At 42.1% G+C, this 26,417-nt stretch carries 22 protein-coding genes; 8 read left to right on the forward strand and 14 right to left on the reverse strand.

What is annotated here, in order from left to right; genetic code table 11:
* Positions 1–322 precede the first annotated feature (322 nt).
* Positions 323–700, reverse strand: coding sequence for a VOC family protein (locus HUS62_RS13180; RefSeq protein WP_175079902.1), 378 nt, complete (start codon positions 698–700; stop codon positions 323–325).
* A 161-nt stretch (positions 701–861) separates the two neighbouring features.
* Here HUS62_RS13180 and HUS62_RS13185 point away from each other — a divergent pair, with 161 nt between their 5' ends.
* Entirely contained in the window at positions 862–2,883 is a 2,022-nt protein-coding gene (locus tag HUS62_RS13185) for a S9 family peptidase (RefSeq protein WP_175079903.1), read from the forward strand.
* A 1,004-nt stretch (positions 2,884–3,887) separates the two neighbouring features.
* On the opposite strand, the gene HUS62_RS13190 is transcribed toward HUS62_RS13185, so the two are convergent.
* Positions 3,888–5,489, reverse strand: a complete 1,602-nt coding sequence (locus HUS62_RS13190; RefSeq protein ID WP_054563156.1) for an isocitrate lyase — start codon at positions 5,487–5,489, stop codon at positions 3,888–3,890.
* A 230-nt stretch (positions 5,490–5,719) separates the two neighbouring features.
* On the opposite strand from HUS62_RS13190, the gene HUS62_RS13195 reads away from it, so the two are divergent.
* A complete protein-coding gene (locus tag HUS62_RS13195) occupies positions 5,720–7,894 on the forward strand; it encodes a malate synthase G (RefSeq protein WP_058584381.1) in 2,175 nt (724 codons plus the stop codon).
* Between the two features lie 197 nt (positions 7,895–8,091).
* Here the strand turns inward: HUS62_RS13195 and HUS62_RS13200 are convergent, their stop codons facing one another.
* From HUS62_RS13200 to HUS62_RS13215, 4 genes are all read right to left on the reverse strand, one after another.
* Positions 8,092–8,817 (reverse strand): YebC/PmpR family DNA-binding transcriptional regulator, encoded by a 726-nt coding sequence (locus tag HUS62_RS13200; protein WP_054553380.1) that lies wholly within the window; start codon positions 8,815–8,817, stop codon positions 8,092–8,094.
* Positions 8,818–8,947: 130 nt separating this feature from the next.
* Positions 8,948–9,565: an HAD family hydrolase gene (locus HUS62_RS13205; RefSeq protein ID WP_054563153.1), complete on the reverse strand. Its 618-nt coding sequence runs from the start codon at positions 9,563–9,565 to the stop codon at positions 8,948–8,950.
* A gap of 124 nt (positions 9,566–9,689) precedes the next feature.
* Positions 9,690–10,193, reverse strand: a complete 504-nt coding sequence (locus tag HUS62_RS13210; RefSeq protein ID WP_175079904.1) for a DUF6702 family protein — start codon at positions 10,191–10,193, stop codon at positions 9,690–9,692.
* Complete coding sequence (locus HUS62_RS13215) at positions 10,193–12,631, reverse strand: M1 family metallopeptidase (RefSeq protein ID WP_175079905.1); 2,439 nt, start codon at positions 12,629–12,631, stop codon at positions 10,193–10,195. Before HUS62_RS13215 ends, HUS62_RS13210 begins: the two co-directional genes overlap by 1 nt.
* A gap of 271 nt (positions 12,632–12,902) precedes the next feature.
* Between HUS62_RS13215 and HUS62_RS13220 the strand changes: the two genes are divergently transcribed.
* From HUS62_RS13220 to HUS62_RS13240, 5 genes are all read left to right on the forward strand, one after another.
* Positions 12,903–13,139 carry a hypothetical protein gene (locus HUS62_RS13220; protein ID WP_054563150.1) on the forward strand — a complete coding sequence of 79 codons (237 nt, stop codon included), beginning with the start codon at positions 12,903–12,905 and terminating at the stop codon, positions 13,137–13,139.
* Positions 13,140–13,273: 134 nt separating this feature from the next.
* The gene (locus HUS62_RS13225) at positions 13,274–13,510 is read left to right on the forward strand and encodes a hypothetical protein (RefSeq protein WP_054553375.1); all 237 of its coding nucleotides are present in this window, start codon (positions 13,274–13,276) and stop codon (positions 13,508–13,510) included.
* A 69-nt stretch (positions 13,511–13,579) separates the two neighbouring features.
* Entirely contained in the window at positions 13,580–14,812 is a 1,233-nt protein-coding gene (locus HUS62_RS13230) for an exonuclease SbcCD subunit D C-terminal domain-containing protein (protein ID WP_175079906.1), read from the forward strand.
* Positions 14,809–18,462 carry an AAA family ATPase gene (locus tag HUS62_RS13235; protein WP_175079907.1) on the forward strand — a complete coding sequence of 1,218 codons (3,654 nt, stop codon included), beginning with the start codon at positions 14,809–14,811 and terminating at the stop codon, positions 18,460–18,462. Before HUS62_RS13230 ends, HUS62_RS13235 begins: the two co-directional genes overlap by 4 nt.
* A gap of 9 nt (positions 18,463–18,471) precedes the next feature.
* On the forward strand, positions 18,472–19,134 hold the full coding sequence (locus HUS62_RS13240) for a class I SAM-dependent methyltransferase (RefSeq protein WP_175079908.1): 663 nt from the start codon (positions 18,472–18,474) through the stop codon (positions 19,132–19,134).
* Positions 19,135–19,143: 9 nt separating this feature from the next.
* Here HUS62_RS13240 and ggt read toward each other — a convergent pair whose 3' ends face one another.
* From ggt to HUS62_RS13265, 5 genes are all read right to left on the reverse strand, one after another.
* The gene (gene ggt / locus HUS62_RS13245) at positions 19,144–20,841 is read right to left on the reverse strand and encodes a gamma-glutamyltransferase (RefSeq protein WP_175079909.1); all 1,698 of its coding nucleotides are present in this window, start codon (positions 20,839–20,841) and stop codon (positions 19,144–19,146) included.
* 134 nt (positions 20,842–20,975) lie between these two features.
* On the reverse strand, positions 20,976–21,788 hold the full coding sequence (locus HUS62_RS13250) for an ABC transporter substrate-binding protein (protein WP_175079910.1): 813 nt from the start codon (positions 21,786–21,788) through the stop codon (positions 20,976–20,978).
* A 26-nt stretch (positions 21,789–21,814) separates the two neighbouring features.
* Positions 21,815–22,183 (reverse strand): response regulator, encoded by a 369-nt coding sequence (locus tag HUS62_RS13255; RefSeq protein ID WP_175079911.1) that lies wholly within the window; start codon positions 22,181–22,183, stop codon positions 21,815–21,817.
* A gap of 70 nt (positions 22,184–22,253) precedes the next feature.
* Entirely contained in the window at positions 22,254–22,796 is a 543-nt protein-coding gene (locus HUS62_RS13260; protein WP_175079912.1) for a DUF6942 family protein, read from the reverse strand.
* A complete protein-coding gene (locus tag HUS62_RS13265) occupies positions 22,793–23,242 on the reverse strand; it encodes a YaiI/YqxD family protein (protein WP_062565438.1) in 450 nt (149 codons plus the stop codon). The genes HUS62_RS13260 and HUS62_RS13265 overlap by 4 nt, the downstream gene beginning before the upstream one ends.
* 104 nt (positions 23,243–23,346) lie before the next feature.
* Between HUS62_RS13265 and HUS62_RS13270 the strand changes: the two genes are divergently transcribed.
* Positions 23,347–23,880, forward strand: a complete 534-nt coding sequence (locus HUS62_RS13270) for a lipocalin family protein (protein WP_282658476.1) — start codon at positions 23,347–23,349, stop codon at positions 23,878–23,880.
* A 210-nt stretch (positions 23,881–24,090) separates the two neighbouring features.
* Here the strand turns inward: HUS62_RS13270 and HUS62_RS13275 are convergent, their stop codons facing one another.
* From HUS62_RS13275 to HUS62_RS13285, 3 genes are read right to left on the reverse strand one after another with little or no spacing between them, the layout of a single operon-like run.
* A complete protein-coding gene (locus HUS62_RS13275) occupies positions 24,091–24,426 on the reverse strand; it encodes a DUF3325 domain-containing protein (RefSeq protein ID WP_175079913.1) in 336 nt (111 codons plus the stop codon).
* The gene (locus HUS62_RS13280; RefSeq protein ID WP_175079914.1) at positions 24,423–26,024 is read right to left on the reverse strand and encodes a PepSY domain-containing protein; all 1,602 of its coding nucleotides are present in this window, start codon (positions 26,022–26,024) and stop codon (positions 24,423–24,425) included. The genes HUS62_RS13275 and HUS62_RS13280 overlap by 4 nt, the downstream gene beginning before the upstream one ends.
* Positions 26,021–26,365 carry a hypothetical protein gene (locus HUS62_RS13285; RefSeq protein ID WP_206004023.1) on the reverse strand — a complete coding sequence of 115 codons (345 nt, stop codon included), beginning with the start codon at positions 26,363–26,365 and terminating at the stop codon, positions 26,021–26,023. The genes HUS62_RS13280 and HUS62_RS13285 overlap by 4 nt, the downstream gene beginning before the upstream one ends.
* Positions 26,366–26,417 lie beyond the last annotated feature (52 nt).

A 26,417-nucleotide genomic window follows, 5' to 3' on the forward strand; every position in this document is an offset into this window, starting at 1 on the left:
ATTATGAGCCCGCATATAAGCACGCAGTCTGACAAAATTAACGAAGGGTATTGTGCAATAGGAGGAGTCCATATAAGGTGCTTTAGCGCCGAACAACAGATTCCTAATCACAGCTTAAGATAACCCCACGATTTTTGTAAGCATGAAATTTATTTCGCGCGAAGAGCCGATAGTTATGCGATGTTACTGGCGTGCCATGTAAGCATAGCGCAAAGTAAAGTTAAGAGTTACGCGGCATAAAGCTACATAAGCTAGACCCTGTTTCCTAGAGCCTAGCGCCTTTTAACTTTACTCTTTCTAACTTTCCCCTTGCTAACTTTTTTTACCCATGCGTAAAACAAAACACATTAAGTTTGTTACCGTCTAGGTCTCTAAAGTATCCCGCATAAAAGCCGGGCATTTCGCGTGGGCCGGGGGCGCCTTCGTCTGTGCCACCTAGTTCTATGGCTTTTTTATAAAAGGCATCTACTTGGGCTGGGGTTTCGACTGCTAGAGCAATCATAGTGCCGTTACCCACTATAGCTTTTTCATCGTTATAAGGTTTGGTAATTGCAAAACCGGGCTTATCTTGACCTGTGCTCCATGCGACAAAGCGGTCAGTTTCTAAAAAGCGCTCGGCGTTTAGAGTGGCGAACAACTCATCGTAATACTTTACTGCTTTAGCTAGGTTGTTAGTGCCTAACATGATGTAACCTATCATTGTGTGCTCCTTACGTTTAAAAGTGTCTGTACTCAACATAAAAGGGAAATGACCATCTGTCTATTGATTTCTCCATTCATCGCAATGGACTATATTTCTGATGGTTGTTACTTTATAACAGGTTAACAGCCCTAATTTCTGCTCACTAACAAGGAAATAAAATGAAGTTTAAAACGTCTTTAGCACTGCTTGCAGCAGCTAGCTTTTACAGCCATGCAGGAGCTAGCAATACCTTTCAACTTGAAAATGTTTTTGATCTTGAATACGCCAACCAAATAGAAATGACAAAAAATGGCGATACAATTTACTTTGTGCGTAATCGCATGGATATCAAAAGCGACCGTAAAGTCAGCAATATTTGGTCAGTGAACCCAGATGGTAAAACCATGCTACCACTAACGTCTGGCGTGCATATGGATTACTCTCCGGTATTGTCACCAGATGAAACTCGTTTAGCGTTTATTTCTACCCGAGATGGTAGCAGCCAAATCTATGTGAAATGGTTAAAAACCGGTAACGTAGCAAAAATTAGTAACCTAACGCAAAGCCCTGGCGGATTAACTTGGACACCAGATGGCAAACAATTGGTGTTTAGCCAGTTTGTGCCAGCAAAATCAGCAAGCCCAGTTTCTTTACCGGGTAAGCCTGAAGGCGCTAAGTGGGCAGAGCCAGCTAAATATATTGACGATACCTATTACCGTGCCGATGGCGGTGGCTACTCTGAAAAAGGTTATCGTCACTTTTTTATTATCAGTGCAACGGGCGGCAATGCTCGTCAATTGAGCTCTGGTGATTTTGATCACGGCGGTGCTATTAGCTTTAACGAACAAGGCGATGTGTTTTATTTTTCGGCTAATCGTTATGAAGATAATGAATTACACCCAACTGAATCTGAAATCTATAAACTTAGTTTAGCGGATCGTTCAATTACCCAAATAACAGACCGTAAAGGCCCAGATTCACGTCCTAAAGTCTCTCCAAATGGTCGTTACCTGGCATACACAGGCTATGATGATAAAAAGACTAACTATGAAAACAGCGACATTTATTTACTTGATTTAAAATCAGGTAAAACCTCAGTACTCACTGCTGATTTAGATCGTAGTGTCGAAGATATAAAATGGGATGATAGCGGCAGAGGTCTTTATTTTAGCTACGATAGCGAAGGTAAAACACACCTAGCTTACCAGCCGCGTAGTGGTAAACATAAGGTGATTACCTCAGAGATTGGTAGTGTCGCCTTTGGTCGTCCGTATTCAGGTGGTGATTTTGATGTGAGCGAAGATGGTGAAGTTGCATTCACACTCGCAGATACACAACGCCCAGCTGATGTAGCATTAATTAAGCGCGGTAAAACCGCGCGTTTAACACAATTAAACGAAGATGCACTGGGTGACAAAGAGCTGGCTAAGGTTGAAGAAATTTGGGTTAAATCAAGCCACGACGGTTTGGCTATTCAAGGTTGGATTGCTTACCCACCGGGTTTTGATAAAAACAAAAAGTACCCACTTGTTTTAGAGATCCACGGCGGCCCTGTTGCAAACTACGGTCCTCACTTTAGCCCTGAAGTACAATTATACGCAGCCAAAGGTAATGTTGTACTTTATATGAACCCGCGCGGCAGTGACTCATACGGTAAAGAGTTTGCGCAAACAATTCATCATAACTACCCAAGTAATGACTTTGATGACTTAATGACTGGTGTTGATGCTGTCATCAATAAAGGCTTTATTGATGAAAGCAAACTATTCGTTACCGGCGGTTCAGGTGGCGGTGTTTTAACTGCATGGATTGTGGGTCATACAGACCGCTTTGCAGCAGCTGTTGTTGCTAAACCTGTTATCAATTGGATCAGCTTTGTACTAACTGCTGATTTCTACCCTTTCTTTGCTGACTATTGGTTCCCAGGTAAACCATGGGACAATATTGAGCATTATATGAAGCGCTCACCTATTAGTTATGTGGGCAATGTAAAAACACCAACTATGCTATTAACCGGTGAATCAGACTATCGCACCCCGATTTCTGAAACCGAGCAATTCTACCAAGCGTTGAAGCTACAAGGTGTTGATACAGCGATGGTGCGTATTCCTAATGCCTCACATGGTATTACCGCTCGCCCATCAAACCTGATGACCAAAGTCGCCTATATTCAATGGTGGTTTGATAAACATAGTAAGTAGTGGCGAGTTGCGAGTTGCGAGTTGCGAGTTGCGAGTTGCGAGTTGCGAGTTGCGAGTTGCGAGTTGCGAGTTGCGAGTTGCGAGCAATAGTTTAAGTGCGGCTTTATGCCGCGCCATACACAAAACATAAAATATGTTTCACACTTACCTGTAGCAGCGGCTTTATGCCGCGTCATTTAGTAAAACTATAACGCGGGGTAAACCCGCTGCTACTTTCCCCTTTCTAACTTACTCTTGCTAAGTTTCCCCTTTCTAACTTTACTCTTGCTAACTTTTGAATCTCAATCTGATAGCTGACGGCTGAAAGCTGATAGCTCTCTTTTCCTGTAAACCCCCTTTACAGTCACAATGTGAGTAATTCCTTACATACATTTTTCAAATATCGGACATTAATCCAAAAGCAGTTAGTAAAAAATCGGTTTATAGCCAAAATCAGTAACTTGAGTTAGTAAAAAATCGGTTTGTGCCGCTAAAAACCTAGCTTCAGTTAGTAAAATTTTGGTTTGTGAGGATGTTGAGTTGGTAAAAAATCGGTTTATAGCTTGGGTGAGTTAATAAAAAATCGGTTTGTAAATCGCAAGATTTTACAAAACAGCATTAAATTGCCGTTTATATGACCTAATTTTAGCCATTCTAGAGGCTGTGCTCTGCCAATAAGCCCTAAATTAAGGCTCATGAGGCGGAGGTAGTTAAATCCTGATCTAAAATTCTTAAGCTGGTAAATGCGTGATCTGTATTTTTATAAAGCTAGTAAATGGCTGATCCAAGACTTGGTTAAGGAGTGATCCGAGATGCGAGGTGCGAGATGCGAGGTGTGAGGTGCGAGGTTCGAGGTTCGAGGTTCGAGGTTCGAGGTTCGAGGTTCGAGGTTCGAGGTTCGAGGTTCGAGGTTCGAGGTTCGAGTCTGATGGCTGACGGCTGAAAGCTGATAGCTAAAAAGCGAAAAAGGGCCCGAAGGCCCCTAACAACATTATTGAATAGCTATAAAGGAAATTACAACTTGGTTAGAACTGGTTCATGGTATTTGCTTCACCACCGGCTTTAAGCGCATTTTCACCAGAGAAGTACTCTTTATGAGTATCACCAATGTTAGAACCTGCTAGGTCTTGGTGTTTCACTGATGCTTGCTCACGGCGGATTTCTTGACGTTGTACGTCGCGAACATACGCTAGCATACCTAGGTCGCCGAAATAGCCTTCTGATAGAATATCAGTGCTTAGCGCCGCTGTATGGTAAGTTGGTAGCGTGATTAGGTGGTGGAAGATACCCGCTTCACGTGCACCATCTTTTTGGAAGTTTTGTACAAGTACGTCTGCTGCCGCTGCAAGCTCTGTGTCATCCATTTCTGGCGCCATTAATGCTTTATTGTCATCGATGCTTGGGTAAGCAGATAGGTCTTTACCTTGTTCTTGCCACTCAGCATATACTTGCTCACGGAATTTAAGTGTCCAGTTGAACGACGGTGAGTTGTTGTATACCAGCTTAGCATTTGGTACTTGCTCTTTAACGCGGTTTACAAGCTCAGCGATTTGTTTAACGTTTGGCTTTTCTGTTTCAATCCACAGTAAGTCTGCGCCTGATTGTAAGCTTGTTACACAGTCAAGAACTACGCGGTCTTTCTCTGTGCCTTCACGGAACTGGTATAAACCATTATCTAAACGTGTTGGTTTGCAAAGCTGACCATTCAGCTTCATTGCTGTGTCGCCTTCATTTAAGTCATCTACACTGTTTACTGGTGTTGTTTCAAGGAACGACGTGTATTGGCTAGCAAGGTCGCCAGGTGTTTTAGATACAGGCACTTTTTGAGTAAGGCTTGCACCTAATGAGTCAGTACGAGCAACGATAATACCGTTATCAATACCAAGCTCTAAGAATGCGTAACGAACAGCGTTAATTTTTGCTAGGAAATCTTCATGCGGTACAGTTACTTTACCAGCTTGGTGACCACATTGTTTTGCGTCAGATACTTGGTTCTCGATTTGGATAGCACATGCACCCGCTTCAATCATCTTTTTAGCCAGTAAGTAAGTTGCTTCTTCGTTACCGAAACCCGCATCGATATCAGCAATAATTGGCACAACATGGCTTTCGAAGTTATCGATTTTATTTAGTACTGCTTGAACATCACCGCCGTTTGCTTTCGCTTCGTCTAGGTCTTTGTAAAGGTGGTCAAGTTCACGTGCATCAGCTTGCTTTAAGAAAGTGTAGATTTCTTCGATTAGCGCTGGAACAGATGTTTTTTCATGCATACTTTGGTCAGGTAATGGACCAAACTCAGAGCGAAGTGCCGCAACCATCCAGCCACTTAGGTATACATAGCTGCGTTTGGTTGTTTTGTTATGACGTTTAATTGCCATCATCATTTGCTGTGCAGTGAAACCATGCCAACAACCTAATGATTGTGTGTATTGGCTGTGGTCAGCATCATAAGCTGCCATGTCTGCACGCATAATGTCTGCAGTGTATTGAGCAATGTCTAGACCCGTACGAAAACGGTTTTGTAAGCGCATACGGCTTGCGTATTCAGGGTTGATTGACTGCCACGTTTTGCCTTGTGTTTGACATAAAGTAGCTAGGTTATCGGTTTCGCGTTGATATGTTGTCATAATAAAAATCCTTCGAACGGGTTATCTATTTTTTGTTAGTGAGAGTGGCTACTTTGCGTTTGCTTCGTAGCGCTTAATTCAACATTAGGCGGATTTTTTGGATTTAGTAAATTTATAGTTGTTATTGCCACTATATTTTTAGTGAATGGTAAATAGCCTGCTTATTAGCCTTTTTTACGATATGGTTGAACCATGAATGATCAAATTAAGCTCGTTTAAAGGACATTATTATGACCACTCTCTCACTTAACGGTTTAAGCGTTGATCAACAACTTGCACAGTTTGTTGAACAGCAACTTTTACCTGGAACAGGCATTAGCACAGACACCTTTTGGCAAGGTTTTGCTGATATCGTCAATGAACTAACGCCAATCAATCGTGCGCTTTTAGAAAAACGCGAACAACTACAAGCTAAGATTGATGACTACCATAAGCAGCAGCCGGTATGGGATGCAACTAACTATCAAGCATTCCTTGAAGACATTGGCTACCTCGTTCCTGAGCCAGCTAGCTTCAGCATAGAAACAGAGCAAGTAGAGCCTGAAATCGCAAGCACTGCAGGGCCGCAGCTTGTTGTGCCAGTAAGCAATGCACGCTTTGCCTTAAATGCAGCAAATGCACGCTGGGGCTCTTTGTATGATGCGCTATACGGCACTGATGTGTTAAGTGAAGACGACGGCGCTGAGAAAGGCTCTACATACAACCCTGTACGTGGCTTTAAAGTAATGGCTTATGCCCGCCAGTTCCTCGATAAAGCATTGCCTTTAGCAAATGGCTCACACATCGAAAGCACCAGCTATTCGGTGGTAAATAATGAGCTTTTAATCACATTACGTGACAGTAGTCAGGTTCGTTTAGCAAATCCTGAACAACTTATTGGCTACCAAGGTGAAGCGCAAAACCCAAGCGCTATCTTATTGAAAAATAATGGCTTACATGTAGAACTGCAAATTGACCATCATCACCCAATCGGCCAAGCAGATAAAGCAGGCCTTAAAGATGTACTACTAGAAGCAGCCCTTACAACAATTATGGACTGTGAAGATTCTGTTGCTGCCGTTGATGCCGAAGACAAAGTAAACGTTTATCAAAACTGGCTTGGTTTAATGCAAGGAAATCTTGTAGAAGCATTTAACAAAGGCGGTAAAACCATTGAACGCCGTTTAGCACAAGACCGCCAATATCAAGCTTTAAGTGGTGAAACAATCACGCTAAAAGGCCGTAGCATGATGTTTGTGCGTAATGTTGGCCACTTAATGACTAACCCAGCTATCCAAGATAGTGAAGGCAATGACGTGTTTGAGGGCATTATGGATGCCATTATCACCAGCACTGCAGCACTTCATGACTTAAAAGGTACAAGCAGCCTTAAAAATTCAACAGCTAATAGCATTAATATTGTTAAACCAAAAATGCATGGCCCAGAAGAAGTGGCATTTACAAATACTCTATTTACGCGTGTGGAGCAGCTGTTAGGCTTACCAGCAAACACCATTAAAATGGGTATTATGGATGAAGAACGCCGTACATCAGCTAACTTAAAAGCCTGTATTTTCGAAGCTAAAAAGCGTGTTGTATTCATCAATACCGGCTTCTTAGACCGCACTGGTGACGAAATTCATACTTCAATGCAAGCAGGTGTAGTACTGCCAAAAGGCGCTATTAAACTTGAACCTTGGATCAGCGCATACGAAGACCGCAACGTAGATATTGGTCTTGCAACTGGCCTTAGTGGTAAAGCACAGATTGGCAAAGGCATGTGGCCAATGCCAGATAAAATGGCGTTAATGATGGAACAAAAAAGTGGTCATCCGAAAAGTGGTGCAAATACCGCGTGGGTGCCCTCTCCTACTGCTGCAACACTGCATGCCATGCATTATCATGATATTGATGTATTTGCTTGTCAAAAAGCGCTTATGGACCGCAAAGAAGCAAGCCTTACCAGCTTACTCACTCCGCCGCTTATGAAAGATGCCAGCAGCTTAAGCAAAGAAGATATTCAAGCCGAACTTGATAACAATGCTCAGGGTATTTTAGGTTATGTTGTGCGTTGGATTGACCAAGGTATTGGTTGCTCAAAAGTACCAGACATCAACCATGTCGGTTTAATGGAAGACCGTGCCACACTGCGTATTTCAAGCCAGCACATGGCCAACTGGCTGTATCATGGCGTTTGTTCTGAAGAGCAAATTAGAAAAACCATGGCACGCATGGCGAAAGTTGTTGATGGTCAAAATGAAGGTGATCCGGCCTACAATAATATGGCTGATTCAGCCGAAACTTTAGCACAAAGCGTTGCTTATCAAGCAGCTTTAGCCCTTGTATTAGAGGGAGTTAAACAACCTAGTGGCTATACTGAACCATTATTGCATGCGTTCCGTATAAAGTATAAGTCGTTAAATTAGCCACTACACAACTCCCCTTCGAGTTTCATGTGTCGTTCATAGCAGCCCAAGGGCTGCTTTTTTTTGACTAATATCAATTGAACTCATAACGACAGTGAATAGCCATCATTCATGGCATAATAAAAATCTATTAAAAAAGGGGCATTTGTTACCAAATGCCCCTTTTTACGTACTAAAACGTACTAATTTTTTAAAAATTAGTTTTTGACAATCGCATTGTGATAAACGTTTTGCACGTCATCACAGTCATCAAGCATAGAAATAAACTTTTCAAAGTTTGCGATATCATCTGGATCAGTGATGTCAGTATGAACTTGTGGTACAAACGTGATTTCGTCTACTTCAAAGTTAATACCTTCAAATGCTTCTTCAAGAGCAGTTTTTGCTTTGTAGTACTCAGTATGTGGAGCGAAAACTGACACTTTGCCATCTTCTACTTCTACATCAGTTACGTCTACATCAGCCATCATTAGCGCTTCAAGTACAACTTCGTCGTCATCACCTTCAAAGCCTAAAACAGCTAAGTGATCGAACATATGCGCTACACAACCCGGTGTGCCAATTTTTGAATCTGTTTTTGTAAACGGTAAACGTACATCTTTGATAGTACGGTTAGGGTTATCAGTTAAACAGTCTACAATTACCATACAGTTACCCGGGCCATAGCCTTCGTAACGTGCTGGAGAATAGTCTTCCCCTGCTCCACCGGCGGCTTTTTTGATTGCATTATCGATTACGTGTGCTGGAACTTGGTCTTTTTTTGCACGCTCAATAATACGTTTTAGCGCTTGGTTAACTTCTGGATCTGGTTCGCCATTTTTAGCAACAACGTAGATTTCTTTACCGTACTTAGAATTTACTTTAGTTTTTGCATTGGCTGTTTTAGCCATGGCGTTTTTGCGGACTTCAAATGCTCTGCCCATCTTATGCCTCTATGAATACATTTGATAATTGCCGATATTTTAGCAACTCATGACGGCTTGGGCTAGTACTTGGACATTTTGAAAAATAAAAAACTAACAATTACTCAGGAAAAATAAAAAACAAGGCTATTTAACATAACACCTTATTTTCTTGGAATGAGTCAACCAAAGTAGGTAGTTCTGAAAAATGATGCATTACATAATCGGCCTGATTCGCATACTCAGGAATTTCATCTGGTGCGTACAAGCAAGCACGCATATTGGCATTATGCGCAGCCTGAATATCAAATAAGTAATCGCCAACATATAGTAACTCAGACTGATCAAGCTCCCATAGTGTAGCAATCGCATTCAAGGCACTTGGATCAGGCTTAGCTGGCGCATCAGAGCGAGTCAGCACAGTTTCTATTGGTAAGGGGTTATTCTTTAATTTAATAGCAGCTGCACGGTCGTAGTTACGAGTTACAATCGCCATCGGGATGTTATTTTCTTTAAGCCTAGTAATTGCATCAGCAACACCTGGCAATAAATGAGCGTGTTGTGCATCTATGAGTTCATGCTGATGAACTATGTTCATCGCCTCTTCACGCATGTAAGGCGAAGGTAATGATGCAATGTAAGCAAGTAAGTCATTCTCAACAGGACAGCCTACCTGCGCTTTGATAAGCGAAAAATCCAACTCTGATGAAACCAAAGTACCATCTAAGTCAAAGATTACACCACGGATATTGTTGTCATGGATAGTCATATAAATCCCTGTATATGAGAGTTGGGAAAATTTTGAAGCCCATTAATAAGATAGTTTACGAAATGGGTTAATTAAAGGATCAAAGGATTAAAAAAGGAACTTTTTTAATCCTTTTGGATTGGTATTATTCTGGATTGACCGACTCAAACCTTGCCTCAAGCCAGGTATCATCTTGGCTAAACGTCAGTGTTTTTACTTTTCCTTTGCCTTCAATGTTTACCATATTCACTTGTGCTGGCCATAGGTCACGAAGTGCTCCGTTGCTCATACGAATGCCATGAATTCCTTCAGGTATCGTGACTTCTTGATAAACCCAAAAGAATTTACCATCAACTTGCGCACCCACATCTTTAAGTTCAAGTGGTTTGCCACCTAAAGTTTGTAGAGCAATATGTGACTCAACATAATCAGCAAAACGCTTTTGATCTTCTTTATTACTTAAGATATCAGCATTGCCGTCAAACAAATGTTCAACGGCGTGCTCTGTATCATGTAAATAAAAACGATGCATCAGCTCTATGTTGTTGGTGCGTTTATTAAACAGCACCGTTGTCACAGATGCTTTTAACTGGTGCGCCATGCTTGGCGCACTCAGTAATAAAGCAAGAATAATGGCTGTAAAGCGCATTATTGTTGCTCCTGGGCATCTTTATCGTCGTCTTTTTTCAGCTCAGTTTTAATATCTTGCATGATATCGCGGCTAACTTTCGCTTTACTCTTCTCACGTTTGTACACTTCAATGCGTGATGGAATAATACGACGCGGGTAGTTGTTGTTTTCTACATCAACATCCGCTGTTTCCCAGCGTGGGTCGACTGTTACAGACACTAGGTTTTTACCTTTTTCTGTAACAATTAGCTTTTGTACATGCTTGTGGTTACGACGCCAGATTTCAGCCGGAATGTACTGCTCTTCTTTCGTACCATCTTCATAAGTAAGCTCTAATAAGATAGGCATGACTAAGCCACCTAAGTTTGAGAACTCAAGTACGTAGTAGTTTTTATCTTCTTTGATTGCACGCTCAAACGTTTTACGTTCCCAAGGCTCTAGACCTTTAAGGAATTTGTTATACGCGTTGCGCTCTTTGTTAGTTACTGTGAAGCGGTCGTTTTCGTCGTAGAAGTCAGTTACGTCTGGGTTTTCTTCAACCCACAGTTTTTTGCCTTCTTCTTTATTACGTTTTACGAATAACGGCATTGGCTTATCAGCTTCAATATCACGTAAACGATTAAAGTCGATATCAGGGTTTTTGGTATCTAAACGAAGTTGGTAAACCTTGTCTAGCGAGATATCAACGTGATCTGTAGTGTAGAACCAACCACGCCAGAACCAATCAAGGTCAACACCTGATGCTTCTTCCATAGTACGGAAGAAATCAGCTGGAGTAGGGCGCTTGTACTTCCAACGCTGTGCATATTCTTTAAATGCAAAGTCGAATAACTCACGGCCAAGGATCACTTCACGTAAAATGTTAAGTGCAGCAGCAGGCTTAGTATAAGCATTTGGGCCTAAACGTAATACGCTGTCTGACTGTGTCATAACCGGCACTTGGTTTTCAGACTTCATGTATGCAACAACATCGCGAGGCTCAACACCCCAAGGAATTGTGTGGTCCCATTCACGACCAGCAACACCATCTAAGAAGCTGTTAAGACCTTCATCCATCCACGTCCATTGACGTTCATCAGAGTTAACCACCATAGGGAAGTAAATGTGACCTACTTCGTGGATAACAACGCCGATTAAGAAACGCTTTTCTGCTTGTGAGTAAGTACGTGTACCGTCGTCTTGTAGGTCAGTACGCGGGCCATTGAAGGTGATCATTGGATATTCCATACCACCTACAGGACCATTTACAGACTGAGCCACAGGGTAAGGGTAGTCAAACGAGAAGCGCGAATACACTTCCATTGTATGAACAACAGCTTCAGTAGAGTACTTCTTCCAAAGGTCGCCACCTTCTTTCGGGTAGAAAGACATTGCCATTACTAACGGCTGATCTTTACCGCCTTGATGATAGCCTTTTGCGTCCCACATAAACTTACGTGAAGAAGCCCACGCAAAGTCACGTACGTTTTCAGCTTTAAAGTGCCATGTTTTAGTTTTGTTTGTGCCTTCTTTCTCGTTTTCTAACGCTTCTTCTTCAGTCACGATGAAAACAGGGCGCTTAGCATCTTCAGCTTGTTCAAGACGCTTACGCTGTGTGCTAGTCAGAACGCTGCTTGGGTTATCAAGCTTACCTGTTGCCGATACGATGTGATCAGCAGGTACTGTAATTTCTACATCGTAGTCACCAAACTCAAGAGTGAACTCACCGCTTCCTAAGAAAGCTTTGTTAGTCCAGGCTTCATAGTCAGTGTATGCAGCAAGACGAGGGAACCACTGCGCTAATAAGAAGATATCGTTACCATCTTCTTCAAAGTGTTCATAACCTGAACGTGCACCAACGGCGTCTTCTTCAACAATGTTAAAGGCGAAGTCCATGCTGAACTCAACGTCTTTACCCGGTTTAAGCGGCTCGTTTAAGTCGATACGCATTAAGGTATCTACTACAGTAACTTTAAGCTCTTTTCCGTCTTCGTCTTTAACATTGGCGATTTGATAACCCAGCTCGTTGTCGGCCATGAATTGCTGACGACGTAACTGACCTAGGCTCAATTTAGTTGATTTTGGCTGAGGGTCACCTTGCAATGTTTTACCATTGAAAGTTGAAGTCATTTCTGCAATTGAGTCAGATTTAAAGATATTTTGGTCTAGTTGTAACCAAAGATATTTTAAGGTGTGCGGCGAGTTATTTTTGTATTCGATAGTTTGGCTTGCTGTTAAGCGGCGTTTCTTTTCATCAAGCTTTACATCGATGTCGTAGTTTACTTGCTGTTGCCAGTAATTTTCAGCGGGTTCACCGGCTGCACTACGGTATACGTTTGGAGTTGGAAGTGCTTCATCTAGCTGACGGAACTTGTCAACGAATGAGCCTTTAGTTTGCTCAACAGATGACGCCATCACAGCTGAAGATACTGCTAAAGGCAATACCAAAGCACTCAATTTGAGAACTGCTTTTTTCATTGTTAATCCTGTAATTAATTTGCCAGCGTACCATCGCAAACTGCTAACAAAGTTGCAATAAAATAACGATAAAGTGCGGGATTTTTCGGGTAGTATTCGATGTTTTATTGAAGACCTATTTTTCACAAAAAAATTGCCTTAATTAACACCTTGTAAACCCCCTTTACAATACACTGGTTAATTTTAGTTCAGCACTAATTCATCCCAAAGTATTACAGTTAATCATTAGATACTCTGCTTAAATTCTAGTTAATGATGAAAGGGTGATTAGATGAAGTTTTATATTGTAAAAAAAGACTCTCGTTTAGCAGCCATTCCTGCTCAAGAATCAATTCTAAACGAGTACAAAGAACGCGGATTTGAATTTGTCGAAGTGATTGCAGCTTGTGATGAGTCAGATGCATTATCTCGCACGAACCCGAGTGTAAATGGGTCTAAAAAGTGGCTAATTTACCCGACTGCACTGGTAATTTTATCCTTAATTGCCATTATTTTTGCAATAAATTAAATTTTGCGACATTTGCTATTGAAATTTACTGCCATTTGTATTTAAAATCGCCCACTTTTTTGATTTTGGGGTCTGCGAAGCATGCATTTTAAACCCCAAAATGTTTGGTAATCAGCATAGAATTCGGTGAGCGTATGGATTTCTATATCCTAAAAAAACAACAAGAACTAATTGCAATTCCAGCGGACGAACAAAATTGTAAACAGTACCTAGATTCAGGGTATTTTTATATCGACAAAGTAGCGGCATGTAATGAAACAAATGCCCTTAAGATTTTACAAGCTAAGCAAACTAAAGCGCTTAAAGTACCTATGATAATGGCATTGTTAGCATTGCCTATGGTGGTTTTTGCTTGGTATAGCTTAAGTTAACAAACCAGGCTGGGCATCTTGGCTCAGCTTAGGTATATTGACGCTCTTAATAAATAATAAGAGCGTTTAATGAAAGTCCTTCATACATCTGATTGGCATTTAGGCCAACAATTCTACGAGCATTCCCGATTCGATGAGCATCAAGCATTTCTAGCTTGGTTAACCGATACGCTTGTGTCAGAACAGATCGACTTACTACTGGTTGCGGGTGACATTTATCATACGGCAACACCTCCTGCCAGCGCAGAAAACCAACTCTACCAATTTATTAAAACCACTAAGCAACATTGCCCTGACTTACACATAGTGATTATTGCTGGCAACCATGATTCAGCAAATCGTATTATGGCGGCAAAACCTTTATTGGCTCAGTTTGATACCCATGTTGTTGGCCGCTTTGATAGCAATGCTCCTCATGAAGTAGTACTGCCAATCAGCACAAAATACGGCGATGCGAATGTTGTTGCCATGCCATTTTTACGTAGCAGTGATTTAAGCAGCTATAACCGCCAACAAGAGCAACCGTTAAGTTACAACCAAGCCGTTGCCCTTGCTTACAAAGATGCATTGCAAGCAGCAAACGAATTACCTAACGCGCCATTAATAGCTATGGGCCACCTGCATGCAAAAGGTGGAGACATCTCATCTGACTCTGAACGTAACTTAGTTATTGGTGGTGAAGATGCGATATCGGCAAGCATATTTACTGATCAACCTGATTATGTCGCGCTAGGGCATCTTCATAAGGCTCAGACAGTCGCGAAAAAAGAGACCATTCGCTACAGTGGCACGCCAATGCCGATGTCATTTTCTGAAAGACGCTATCAGCATCAAGTTGTGCTAGTCGAGATTAGTGACTCCGGTACTTCTGTAAACCCCCTTTACATTCCTAGCTTTTGTAAAGTCATGTTGCTACCAGAAAAAGACTGTGTGCCACTGAACGAACTCTGTGAGCTTATAAAGCAACTCGATTTAACAGATGAAGATTTAGCGCCATATCTGCGGGTTAAATTGAGCGCCCATGACACGGACACCACTTTTAGAGAACAAATAGAACAAGCCCTTGAAGGTAAGCAGGTTAAGTTTTGTGGCATTGAAAGAGTACGTCAGCAAAGCAACCAGCAAGACGATGAACAAACCCTATTTGAAGATGTCTCGCAAATTGAAGCGCTAAATCCACATTCACTTTTAGAGCAAGCATTTGCAAACAATAAAGATATGGCAGGGCAGGCGGTGCCAAAAGAACTAGAAGGCTTACTAAGCCAAGTGATCGATGAGTTGAATGCAGAGGACCTACTATGAAAATTTTAGCGATTCGTGTTCACCAACTCGCCTCTATCTTAGACGCCGAAGTCGACTTTAGCGCTTCACCATTAAAAGAAGCAGGGTTGTTTGCCATCACCGGTGATACTGGCGCCGGTAAAAGCACATTACTCGATGCCATTTGCTTAGCGCTTTATAATAAAACCGCAAGGTTACGCGGCGATACAGGCAATAAAATTGACTTTAACGGCGACAATATAAAACTCAATGATTCGCGTAATTTATTACGCCGCGGGGCAGGGCAAGGCTATGCCGAAGTTGACTTCATTGGCCAAGATAAACAGCAGTACCGAGCAAGGTTAAGTTTTAGCCGAGCGCGTAATAAAGCCGATGGCAAGTTACAACCTGCACAACATAGCCTGCACTCTTTACCTGATGAAACCCTTATCGCTGATAGAAGCGCAGCAAGTAAAGAAATCGAGCGTATTATTGGTTTGAGCTTTGAGCAGTTCTCAAGAGCAGTACTGCTTGCGCAACATGAATTCGCCGCATTTTTAAAAGCAACAGGAGATGAGCGTGCGCAACTACTTGAATGCTTAACAGGCACCGATAAATTTAGCCGTATTGGTCAGCGAATTTTTGAACGCCATCGTGATCAGCTGCAAGCATTAGAGCAGTTAAAGTTAAGTTTAAGTAACTATCAGGTTTTAAGCCCTGAAGAGGTCGAAACGAAACAAGCAGAACAAAAAGCGCTTGAGGCTAAACTTGCTGAGTTGCAAAAGCAAATAAAACAATTTGAACAGTACCAAACGTGGTACAAGCAAGCATCTCAGCAGCAACAGCAGCTAAACCAGGCAGAGCAAGCAAAGCAAGAGTTACAGCAACAAATGCACGCGCTTGCTGAAAAAGCCACTGAAGCGAAACAAGCCCAGCAATGCCTAGAAATAAAAGATAACCGCGAGCGCGTTACTTCGATTGCTGCTCAACATGGGCAACTTATTAAAAACCGTGAGCAGCTTTTAAATGTTGACCATAAAACACTGATCAAAGACGCTGAGCAAACACTTGAGAAGCAAACCGCGCAACTAAACCAAGCAAAGCAAGCACAAAAAGAAGCGCAGCCTATTATTAGCCAGGCCCGTGAGTTAGATAAGCAACTTGCCGTATTAAACCAGCAAGCAGCAGCACAAAAATTACAAGCAGAGAAAGCAAAACACCATCATCAAGAGCTGACTAATACACTAAATAGCCATAAAGCAGAGCAGCAAAAACAGCTCGATCAACAAGCACAAATAAATAGCTATTTAGAAACACACGCACAATGGCAACCATTAGCAAAAGACTGGTCATTCTATAAAAGTGAGTTAAGCCGCTTTAGCCAGCAACAGCACACAATTAGCCAATCACAGCAAAACGTAAAAGCTCTTCAACCTAAAATTGATGAGCAGCAAACAGCTGCTCAGCAGTGTAAAACTCAATACCAAGCCCTTGAGCAAGAAATTAAGCGCCTAAATGAGCAAGATACCGCCTTTAAATCGAGTTTAAACACCCAATCAATGGCGGATATTGATGCGGGGCTTGAGGCGATTAAACACCTGATTGAAAAGCGCCAAGTATGGCAAACTAATCATCAGCAGTTAAAAAATTGGCAAACCCAGCTAAACACATTAAGCCAAACTGAGCAGCAACTACAAACAGCATTAAAAGATGCGCAGCAAGGGGCAGAGCAAGCGCAGCAGCAGGTTTCATTTTGTGAGCAAAACTTACAACAAGTGCAGCTTAGAGCCAGTGAAGGGGTCAGCCAGTTACGCGCCACTTTAAAAGCAGGGGAGCCGTGTGCAGTATGTGGCTCAAAAGAGCACCCGTTTATGCATGAAGAAATGGTAAACGAGCAATTTAGCCAGCTTATTAACGACTTTACCAACCAACTAACTAACGCCAAACAGCACTTAAATGCTCAGCAAGCATTACAGCAAGCTAAAAGTAATGAGCTGGCGGCATGCAGCCAACAGATAAGCTCGTTAACTGAGCAAATCTCAGAACTGAGCGCTCAACAACAGAGCCTCAAAGAAACCATGGCAGCTAATCGTACTGAGCTAAATGATTTAACCGAAGATCAGTTGAACGAGCGTCAACAACAGCTCAGCCTGCAAAAACAGCAATACTACAAAACCCTTGAGCAGCAACAACAACTGCAAAACACGCTTGCAGCTAAGCAAGCTGAGTATAATCAGCAAGGGCAAACACTACATAGCAAAGAGCAGCAATTAAATGAATTGCAGCAACAGCTAAATAATCTGCAAACTCGTTTAAATGAGCTCAATGATGAGCATCAGCAGCTTTATACGACCCTGAATCAACAGTTCACCAGTGCACCTTGGTGGCTGGCACTCAATACACAAAGCATTTCTTTAGAGAACATTGCAGAGCACGTTGAGGCTTATCAAGCTTCGCTGCAAACGGCGGATGAGCTTAAAACTAGCTTAAAAGCCATTGAGCAGCACCTTACACATGTAACGCCGCAGCTTAACGAAGCACACGCCTCTTTAACTCAGTACAACGAGCAACTAAGCCAAACAGAAAACGAATTAACGCAGATACAATCAAAGCGCGAGGGCTTATTTAGTAACGCAGCGATATCGGTAGATGAGTTTATAGCAGAGCTTGAAAAGGCGATAGATTCAGCGCAGCAGGCACTGCAACTTGCCCAGAAAAACCATAGTAATGCGGTGAAGGCGCGTGACGAACAAGCCATTCAAATCGCCAATTTTGATGAGCGTGAAAAAGAGCTCACCGCTGAGCAAGCAGCGCTTAATGAGCGCTTTAGTCTGTGGTTTAACGATTTTAAAGCGCAGCACCCAAGCTTGGATGAGCAAGCCGTTAGTCAGTTATTAACAATAAGCCCCGCTGAAATCAAACAAACTCTGGCAGATTACCACACCAGCGAAAGTAGCTTAAAAGACGCAGAGGCTCTTTTAAAACAACGACAACAAGCGCTGGCTCAGCATCAAAAAGACAAGCCAGCTCTCGGTGAAGATGAGCTGCAATTACAGCTTAATCAAGCCTCAGAGCAACAAGTACAAGCGAATAATGCACTATTGCAAGTTGCGACTGAGCTTAAAACCCATCAACAAAATAGCGAAGCGCTTGAAGACAAACAAAAGCTATTAGTTGAACAGCAAAAAAGCTATGAGCACTGGCATTTACTCAATAAGGTGCTCGGGGATGCCAGCGGCAAAACCATGCGTAATTTAGCGCAAACGCAAACCTTAAAAATACTGCTACACTACGCGAATAGTCACTTACAGACACTAAATAAACGCTACAAATTAACAGCCATAGGGCAAACGCTCGATATCGCTATTATCGATAAAGACATGGCCGATGAGCAGCGCTCTGTTAATACATTATCGGGGGGTGAGTCATTTTTAGTATCGTTAGCACTAGCGCTTGGGCTTGCTTCGTTGTCGTCGAATAAAGTACAGATAAACTCTTTGTTTATCGATGAAGGGTTTGGTACGTTGGACAGTGAAACGTTAAGCATCGCGATGGATGCTCTTGATTCTCTACAAGCACAAGGCCGCAAAGTAGGGGTTATTTCGCACGTATCAGAAATGACCGAACGCGTTGCCACGCAAGTGCATGTGGCGAAAAAACCAGGTGGTTATTCGACCATCTCAGTTATTTAAAGGATTAGCATGCCAACTTTTAATCACGAAGAAGCAAATCACTACGACGAACGCATTTTGCGCCTAGTTCCAGGTTATGAGCTATTACATCAAGCAACCGCAGCCCAATTAGCAACCACGCTGAGCGATGATGCGTGCATTTTAGTGGTTGGTGCCGGAACTGGTAAAGAAATCATCGAATTAGCGGCGCTAAAACCAAGCTGGCAGTTTATTGCTCAAGACATTTCACAAGACATGCTCGATATTGCCGAGCAACAGTTTGGCCAGCATAACATCAGCGATCGCGTGACAGTACACTGCGGTGATATCAACGACATCGACACTCAATGTGACGCAGCACTGTGTTTATTAGTAATGCACTTTGTTGAAGATAACGGCGATAAAAAAGCGTTATTAAAAGCGATTCACAGCAAACTTAAAAAATCGAGCAACTTATACATTGCAGATTTAATGCGCCCAGAAACCACTTTTGAGCGCGAATCTCAACTACAGCTGTGTACGCAGTTAGGTTTAACCGAAGTCGGCGTAGAACGCATGCGCCACAACCTAGAGCACGAGTTTTACCCATTAGACCGCATTCGTTTTGCAGAGTTAATGAATGAAACCCGCTTCAGCACCCCAAAACAGTATTTTAAAGTGCTTGGTTTTGCTGGGTATGTGGTTGGGAGTTAGCTCCCGAGCCTAATACCCCGCGGCCTGTCCGTCTTTACGGGTTTCTGATGCGCCGTAATAAACGCCGGTTTTTGGGTCTTTCAATATTGCTTGATAACCACCGTATGGGCCAACCGCGTCTTGTAAGGTGTGGCCTTTTTTCATTAACTCGCGGCGGGTTTCCATTGAAAAACCTGACTCTAAGCTAACAAAACCGCCGTCTTCCATGATCTCACCGGTTGGCTGCGAGGAACCTGTGTGCAGAATACGCGGTGCATCACCGGCTTCTTGTAGGTTCATGCCAAAATCAATCATGTTAATAAGTATTTGAGCATGCATTTGTGGCTGTGTGGCGCCGCCCATTACGCCATAACTCATATATGGCTTGCCATCTTTGGTGACAAACGCAGGAATAATTGTATGAAACGGTCGTTTACCTGGCTCATATTGATTCATGTGGCCTTTTTTAAGGGCGAACATTTCGCCACGGTTTTGCAATACAAAGCCTAATTTTGCAGGTGTCATACCTGAGCCCATGCCACGGTAATTACTTTGAATAAGCGAAACCATGTTGCCGTCTTTGTCGGCGGTCGTCATATAAATGGTATCGCCTTCTACTGGGCCTGCATGGTCACGTTTTGCGGCTTTGTTAGGGTCTATCAGTTTGCGTCTTTGGTCAGCATATTGCTGCGAAATGAGTGTTTGTACGGGAATGGTGTTAAATGCTGGATCGGCGTAGTACTTTGCACGATCTGCAAACGCGAGCTTTTTCGCTTCAACAAAGGTATGTACGTATTCTGGGCTATCAAAGCCCATTGCTTTGATATCGTAACCTTCAAGAATATTTAGAATTTGCTGTGCAGCAATACCTTGACCATTTGGTGGTAATTCCCAAAGCGTATACCCTCTATAATCGGCGCTCACAGGCTTAACCCATTCACTATGATGGGCAGCTAAATCTTCATAGGATAAGTAGCCGCCGTTTTCTTTCATGTAGCGACCAATTTCTTTAGCAATATCGCCTTTGTAAAAGGCATCTCGGCCGCCTTTGGCTATTTTACGATAGGTGTTTGCAAGGGCAGGGTTCTTAAAGATTTCCCCTTTTTCTGGCATTGCCCCATCAGCCATATATACATCTTTAAAACCTGGGTATTTACCACGAGCAGCCACACTTTTTTGCATATAATAGGCAATCAGTTCAGACACAGGGAAGCCATTTTCAGCGTAGTCGATTGCAGGTTGGAGTAAGGCTTTCATAGGTGTTTTGCCAAACTTTTTATGTAACTCAAACCAACCATCTACCGCACCCGGTACCGACACAGGCAAGGGCCCATAAGCAGGAATATAATCACCTTGCGCTTTTAAAGTTTCAAAAGACAAGCTTTGTGGTGAACGGCCTGAAGCATTTAAACCGTAGAGTTGCTTGCTTTTGTTATCCCAAACAATGGCAAATAAATCGCCACCAATTCCACACCCGGTCGGTTCAACCAAACCAAGTACTGCATTTGCCGCAATAGCAGCATCAATGGCATTACCACCGTCTTTTAATACTTGTAAGCCTACTTGCGTAGCTAACGGCTGTGATGTTGCAACCATCCCTGATTGTGCGATGACTTCAGAACGACTAGCAAAGTTATGGCCAGTGATGCGATCGTAAGCTTGAGTGGCGCCTGTTGTGCCTAAGCATACTGCTAGCACTAAGCTCTTAATGAGTGGAGTTGATTTCATAGTTCTGCCCTTTTTATTTGTCACTATAAAAAGCAATTTAAGATGAGGCAATGGCTTTGCGTTCGAGCGCGAAAAATCGCGATTGACTTCTAAAATAAAAAAATAGCGGCTAACTTACCTAAAGTCACTCCAATTTAATAAATAGCAGAACCATTTAAGCACTGCTGTGCAACTGTCGATGCTTCGCCGTGAGAGTGCATATCCTCTGCTACAAACTGATCAACAAGAGAGTCAATCAGGTTTTCTTGCTTCATGGTATCGAGGGCGTGTTGCAGCTTAGTGATCAACTCTGGCGATGTGTTTTTGTTAAGTGCTAAGTAATTACCCACCAAGGCAGGATGCTTTAACTCAAATACCGGCGTGACTTGGTCTGGGCTCATACCTACATTCATCAACTGTGATGAAAGAGTGAGAGAGGAGCCAATCAGCAAGTCATGCTTACCTTGCTTAAACATTTTTAGCTCTTCAAACTTTTTTGAGTAAGTTAAAAATTGCTGGCCTTCAGCAAGGTTAAAATCAGCAAGAACGGTTTGATAAACATCACCACGAGATACGCCAATGGTGTAGTTTTGCAACGATTGTGTACTCGTTACTTTAATGTCATTACGGTTATTTAAACGGTATAAACATGAATGCCCAGATACCAAAGGACCAACCCAATAAAATTGAGTTTCTCGCTTTGCGGTGCGTGAAGTAGAGTAAATTCCAGCATTCGGTTGGGCGAGTGTTAGTGAAATTGCGCGCTTCCAAGGCAATACACTAAACGTACAGCTCAACTTGGCTCTTTCACACAAAGATTCCATGATTTTGGTGTTAATACCGGTGAGTTGATTGTGCTGCACAAAGTTATAGGGAGGGAATACTTCGGTGTATAAAGTCAATTGTTCAGCACTCGCCATGGCAGTGCTGGCAGTGAATAAACTTACTATTGTTAAATGCTTAAACATCGCTCTTAACTCCAGTTTTTAACAGGTTATTCTGGTTTAACAATTCGACTTAACTGTTTTTGCAGTGTATTTAAACAAAATGGTTTGATAATAAAACCGTTCACTTTTGCTGTGATCATCTCGCTTACTGTTTGTTTACTGTCTTCGCAGGTTACCATCAATACAGGTAAATCACATAGGACTGGGTTTTCGCGAATATGATTAAGCAAACATTTGCCATCCATTTTCGGCATATGCAAATCAGTAATCACCAGATCAAAGCTGTGTTTTTCGAGTAAATCAAACGCTTGAGCGCCATCAGTCGCCTCCGTTATATCCTTATAATCAAGCCTGCGCAACATGTTTATTAACACATGGCGCATAAGTGGCATATCGTCAACGACCAGTATTTTCATCTAGATTACTATTAAGTTTTACAATATTTAAAGCTTAGTTTGCTAACTCAATAACGCAATAAACCAGAAACTAAGAAAAAATATCTGCAACTAGCTGGCTAAGTCGTGCAATTTTAATGTTGCTCAACTGGCGGTAATCAAAATAAGGGCAGACAATCACTTTATCTGATTTACTAATAGCAAATTCATCATCAAGCCAAGTTAATTGGCAATGTAAAAGCCCATCATTTATAAGCTGCTTAGCATGGGTTCGCCCTGCAATTATATGTAATTGCTCTGGTTTGCCTAATATCGGTGGGCTAAACAGTAATGCAGTTTGGCTATGTGCTTGCAGTAGTTGTTCATCGCGAAAGCTCTGCCAATCAGGTGCTCTTTTAGCAAAATCATAATATTCACTTGGTAGTGCAAAAAGTACTTTGCCATACACATTAAAAACTTTGCGCCAACCATTGCCACATGCTTGGTTTATTTCGTTTATTTGGCCGGGTTGCATTGCATGTAAATACTTAAGCTGTTGCCAAGCAGGCATCGGCGGGCGCTTTTCTATATAAACAGCGACTCTAAAGGCTTCATCACCAAAACCCTGCAGTGGCACACTTTTAACGACACTCATGACTTTTTAGCGAGGATTCGATCTAGGTTATTTGCAAAGTTTTGGCGGTCTGCTTGGCTTAAAGGCGGTGGGCCACCGGCCATTTCAACGCCACTTGAGCGCATAGTTTCCATAAAATCACGAACATTTAAACGTGAGCGAATATTTTCGGTCGTATATAACTCACCGCGCGGATTAAGCGCTTGGGCACCTTTTTCGATAACTTCAGCAGCTAAAGGAATATCACCGGTGATCACCAAATCATTCGGCTCAATACGTTTAACGATTTCGTTATCGGCAATATCAAACCCCGAAGATACCTGCAAACGGCTAATAAACTTTGAGGGTGGCACTCGCATCGCATGGTTCGCCACTAATGTGGTAAAGGTTTGTGTGCGCTCTGCGGCACGAAACAATATTTCTTTAATAACGACGGGGCAGGCGTCTGCATCAACCCAAATCTTCATGCTGTTCTCAATCTTTAATTTTAGACATTAATAGTTTACCGTAATTGAACTAAATTAGTGCTATTAACGTATTAATTTGTTTAATTTTTAAAGGGAGTAAAAACGTGCAAACATCATTAAAGTTAATCGGGTTTTTATGTATCACAGCCATTTTATCTGCGTGTACAGGCGTGCCAGACAACATCAAACCCGTCGATAATTTTGAGTTAAACAAATACACAGGAACCTGGTACGAAATTGCACGTTTAGATCATTCATTTGAACGCGGCCTTGAGGGCATTACCGCTGAATACTCAATTAACCCTGATGGCAGTGTAAAAGTTATCAATAAAGGTTACAGCGCCGAAGATAAAGAATGGCAGCAAGCTGAAGGTAAAGCGAAGTTTGCAGAGCAACAAGACATAGGTCACTTAGAAGTATCATTCTTTGGACCATTCTATAGCTCATATGTAGTGTTTGAGTTAGATAAGAAAGACTATCAATACGCTTATATTACTGGCTATAACAAAGAGTATTTATGGTTTTTGTCGCGCAGTCCTAACGTTACAGAACAGCAAATGCAGGACTTTATAAACACAGCAAAAGAATATGGTTTTAAAACAGATGAGCTTATTTATGTTGACCATGAGAGCTTGTAAAGGGGCTTTACAACTGTCTTTAAACTATCACGAATGTGCAACACAAATGTAATGGATACTAGGCAAACTTAGCGTCGTTAATTTGAAACAACATGTGATCCCCCAATTTAATCCCCTGCTTGGGTAGGCATTGCCTACCCATTTTTTTTACTATTTGCTCAATTAAGCATTATTGCAAATTGGTATCAGATCAGTTTTTTACTAACTACACTACAAAATCATCACCGAAAAGCCACTCAACAGCAAAACAGACATAGTTAATACACTGACATGCTTTACCCATGAAACAGTAAAACTGTATAAAATCATGAGCATAAGTACACTTAAAGCCATATAACCGCAAAATAGCAATGCGCCGTACCCAGCATCTGACAGCACGCAAAGCACCAAACTTAGTAAAATACTGATCCAGCCGCTGAATAAAAAGCTACTTCGCTGTTTTTCGTTTAATTTCTTTTTAAATACATCACGGAAATGATTGAATTTTGCAAGAGCAAAACAATTAAAACCAAAAAAGCAGAGACTAAATTGCAGTAACTCCATCATCCTTGTTGCTCCTTTAACAGCTTGTTTTTATTTAATTTAGCCTTATTTGTAGCGGTTTTATGGCTAGGTATTTTTTTGCTTTGTAGTAAAAACAGCAGCCCAGCACAAATAAATGCACTATCAATACCGAATAAAGCCCACTGCTGAGTTAGTAAATATGTGATCCAATTACCATCTGTTGTCAGTGCATTTACCACAGGTACTAATAAGCAAGCAGCAGCGTTAAGCCAAGCACTATAGCGCCAGTGGCGTTTTTCTCGGCCGATCACAGCAACGATTAGCATCGCCAGCCAAGTTAAGAAAAACACGAATATTTCTTTATCGGCACGCCCAGCTAACTCTATAGGCAATAAACGATTAGCAATGAAGAACGCTGAAGTTGCTAGCGGTAAGCCCATTAGGGTGGCTAAATTTAGTGTCTCAACAAGCTTTAAACCAAAGCTTGGTTTTTGGTCTGCTTTGAGCCTCTCGCGTAAGCGTTTTGCCCACATGATGCAGCCTGTAGCTATCATGGCACAGCCAGCTACACCACAGAAAAAATACAACCAACGCAGCAACGGCTCGGCTAAACGACCACTATGTAATGCTGTCATTGAGTCATAAAACTGCGCCGAAGCGCTCCAATCTTCGCCTGAACTGGCTTCAAGCTCACCTGTTACACCATTGAATAAGTAGCGTGGTCCGTTATCTACAACCTCTTTGCCGGTTGCCAAATAAACCACGATTTGTGAGGTCGCTGTATTGGCATTTCTTACAAACACGTAGCTAATGTCGGCATTCGGTGACTTAGTATAAATCTGATCTAACACATCTTTGATTGCCACCATAGGGCGTTGTTCTTCACTGGGCTTTGCACGTTTATTAATAGGCAATGCCTCATCAAACATTTGCCTTAAGCCATTTTCATATACAGTCTCGGCAGGGTAGGGGAACAGCATAAATATAAGCGTGATAATCCCCGTGTAGGTAATCATGATATGAAATGGCAGTGCCAGCACCGACGAAACATTGTGTGCATCGAGCCAACTTCGGCTTCCTTTGTTTGCTCTAAAGCTAAACATATCTTTAAAAATACGTTTGTGGATCACGATGCCTGTTATAAGCGCTACCAACATAAATAATGAGGCTAAACAAACAATTATCCGTGCAGTAAATACATCTATGTAATGTAAATCAAAGTGCAAGCGATAGAAAAAGTTCCCTCCCTTGGTTTCCCGAGGTTCGGGGATTTGTTCTAAGGTATTTGGATCTAGATGCGTATAGTTGAAAGGTGCACGGCGCTGGCCTGGCTGTTTAGGCTCAGCAAACCCATAGCTTAAAACAGGGTTACGTGGCTCAGGTAAGTTTATCCGCCAAGATAATGAATTAGGTGCCTGTTGCTGTAATTGCGGAAAAACATAATTAATTTGCTCGGCTTGAGACTGAACCCGTTGTGCTTGATGCTGCACATGGTGCGTTTCAGGCTTGGCCCAAATAGTGATTTCATCTTTAAAAAAGCTGATGGTGCCAGCAAAAAAGATTAAGAACAGTAACCAGCATACCAGTAAGCCAACCCAGGTATGAAGCCAAGTCATTGAGCGGAAAAAGCTCTCTTTCATAACCAATCCTTAATCAATGAAAGGGCCAGCAATTGCCCACCAGTTGTTAGTAAAATAGTGATCCAAACAGTCTTTAAAGACTTAACGGCAAATACCCAAATAAACACACAACAGTAAAAAAATACCGATAGAGTCGTGGTTAACAGCACGCTGTCGAGTTTATTAAGTGGTAATAACACAGCTAGTAATGAAATAAGCACACTGGTAAAGGCGTAACCACCAATGATGGCTGCAACAAAACGCAAAAACACAGCAACACGATAAGATAGGCTCACAGAGCGCTTTTTAGCTGTATTTTTAGGGCGATTGGTAGTCACTGCATCTAATGATTGAGAATGCATGATAATCCCTTAAAAAATAACACGAGAAGAAAACCCCGTATTATATCGCCGA

Source organism: Pseudoalteromonas sp. 0303 (assembly GCF_013349995.1).
Classification (GTDB): Bacteria; Pseudomonadota; Gammaproteobacteria; order Enterobacterales; family Alteromonadaceae; genus Pseudoalteromonas.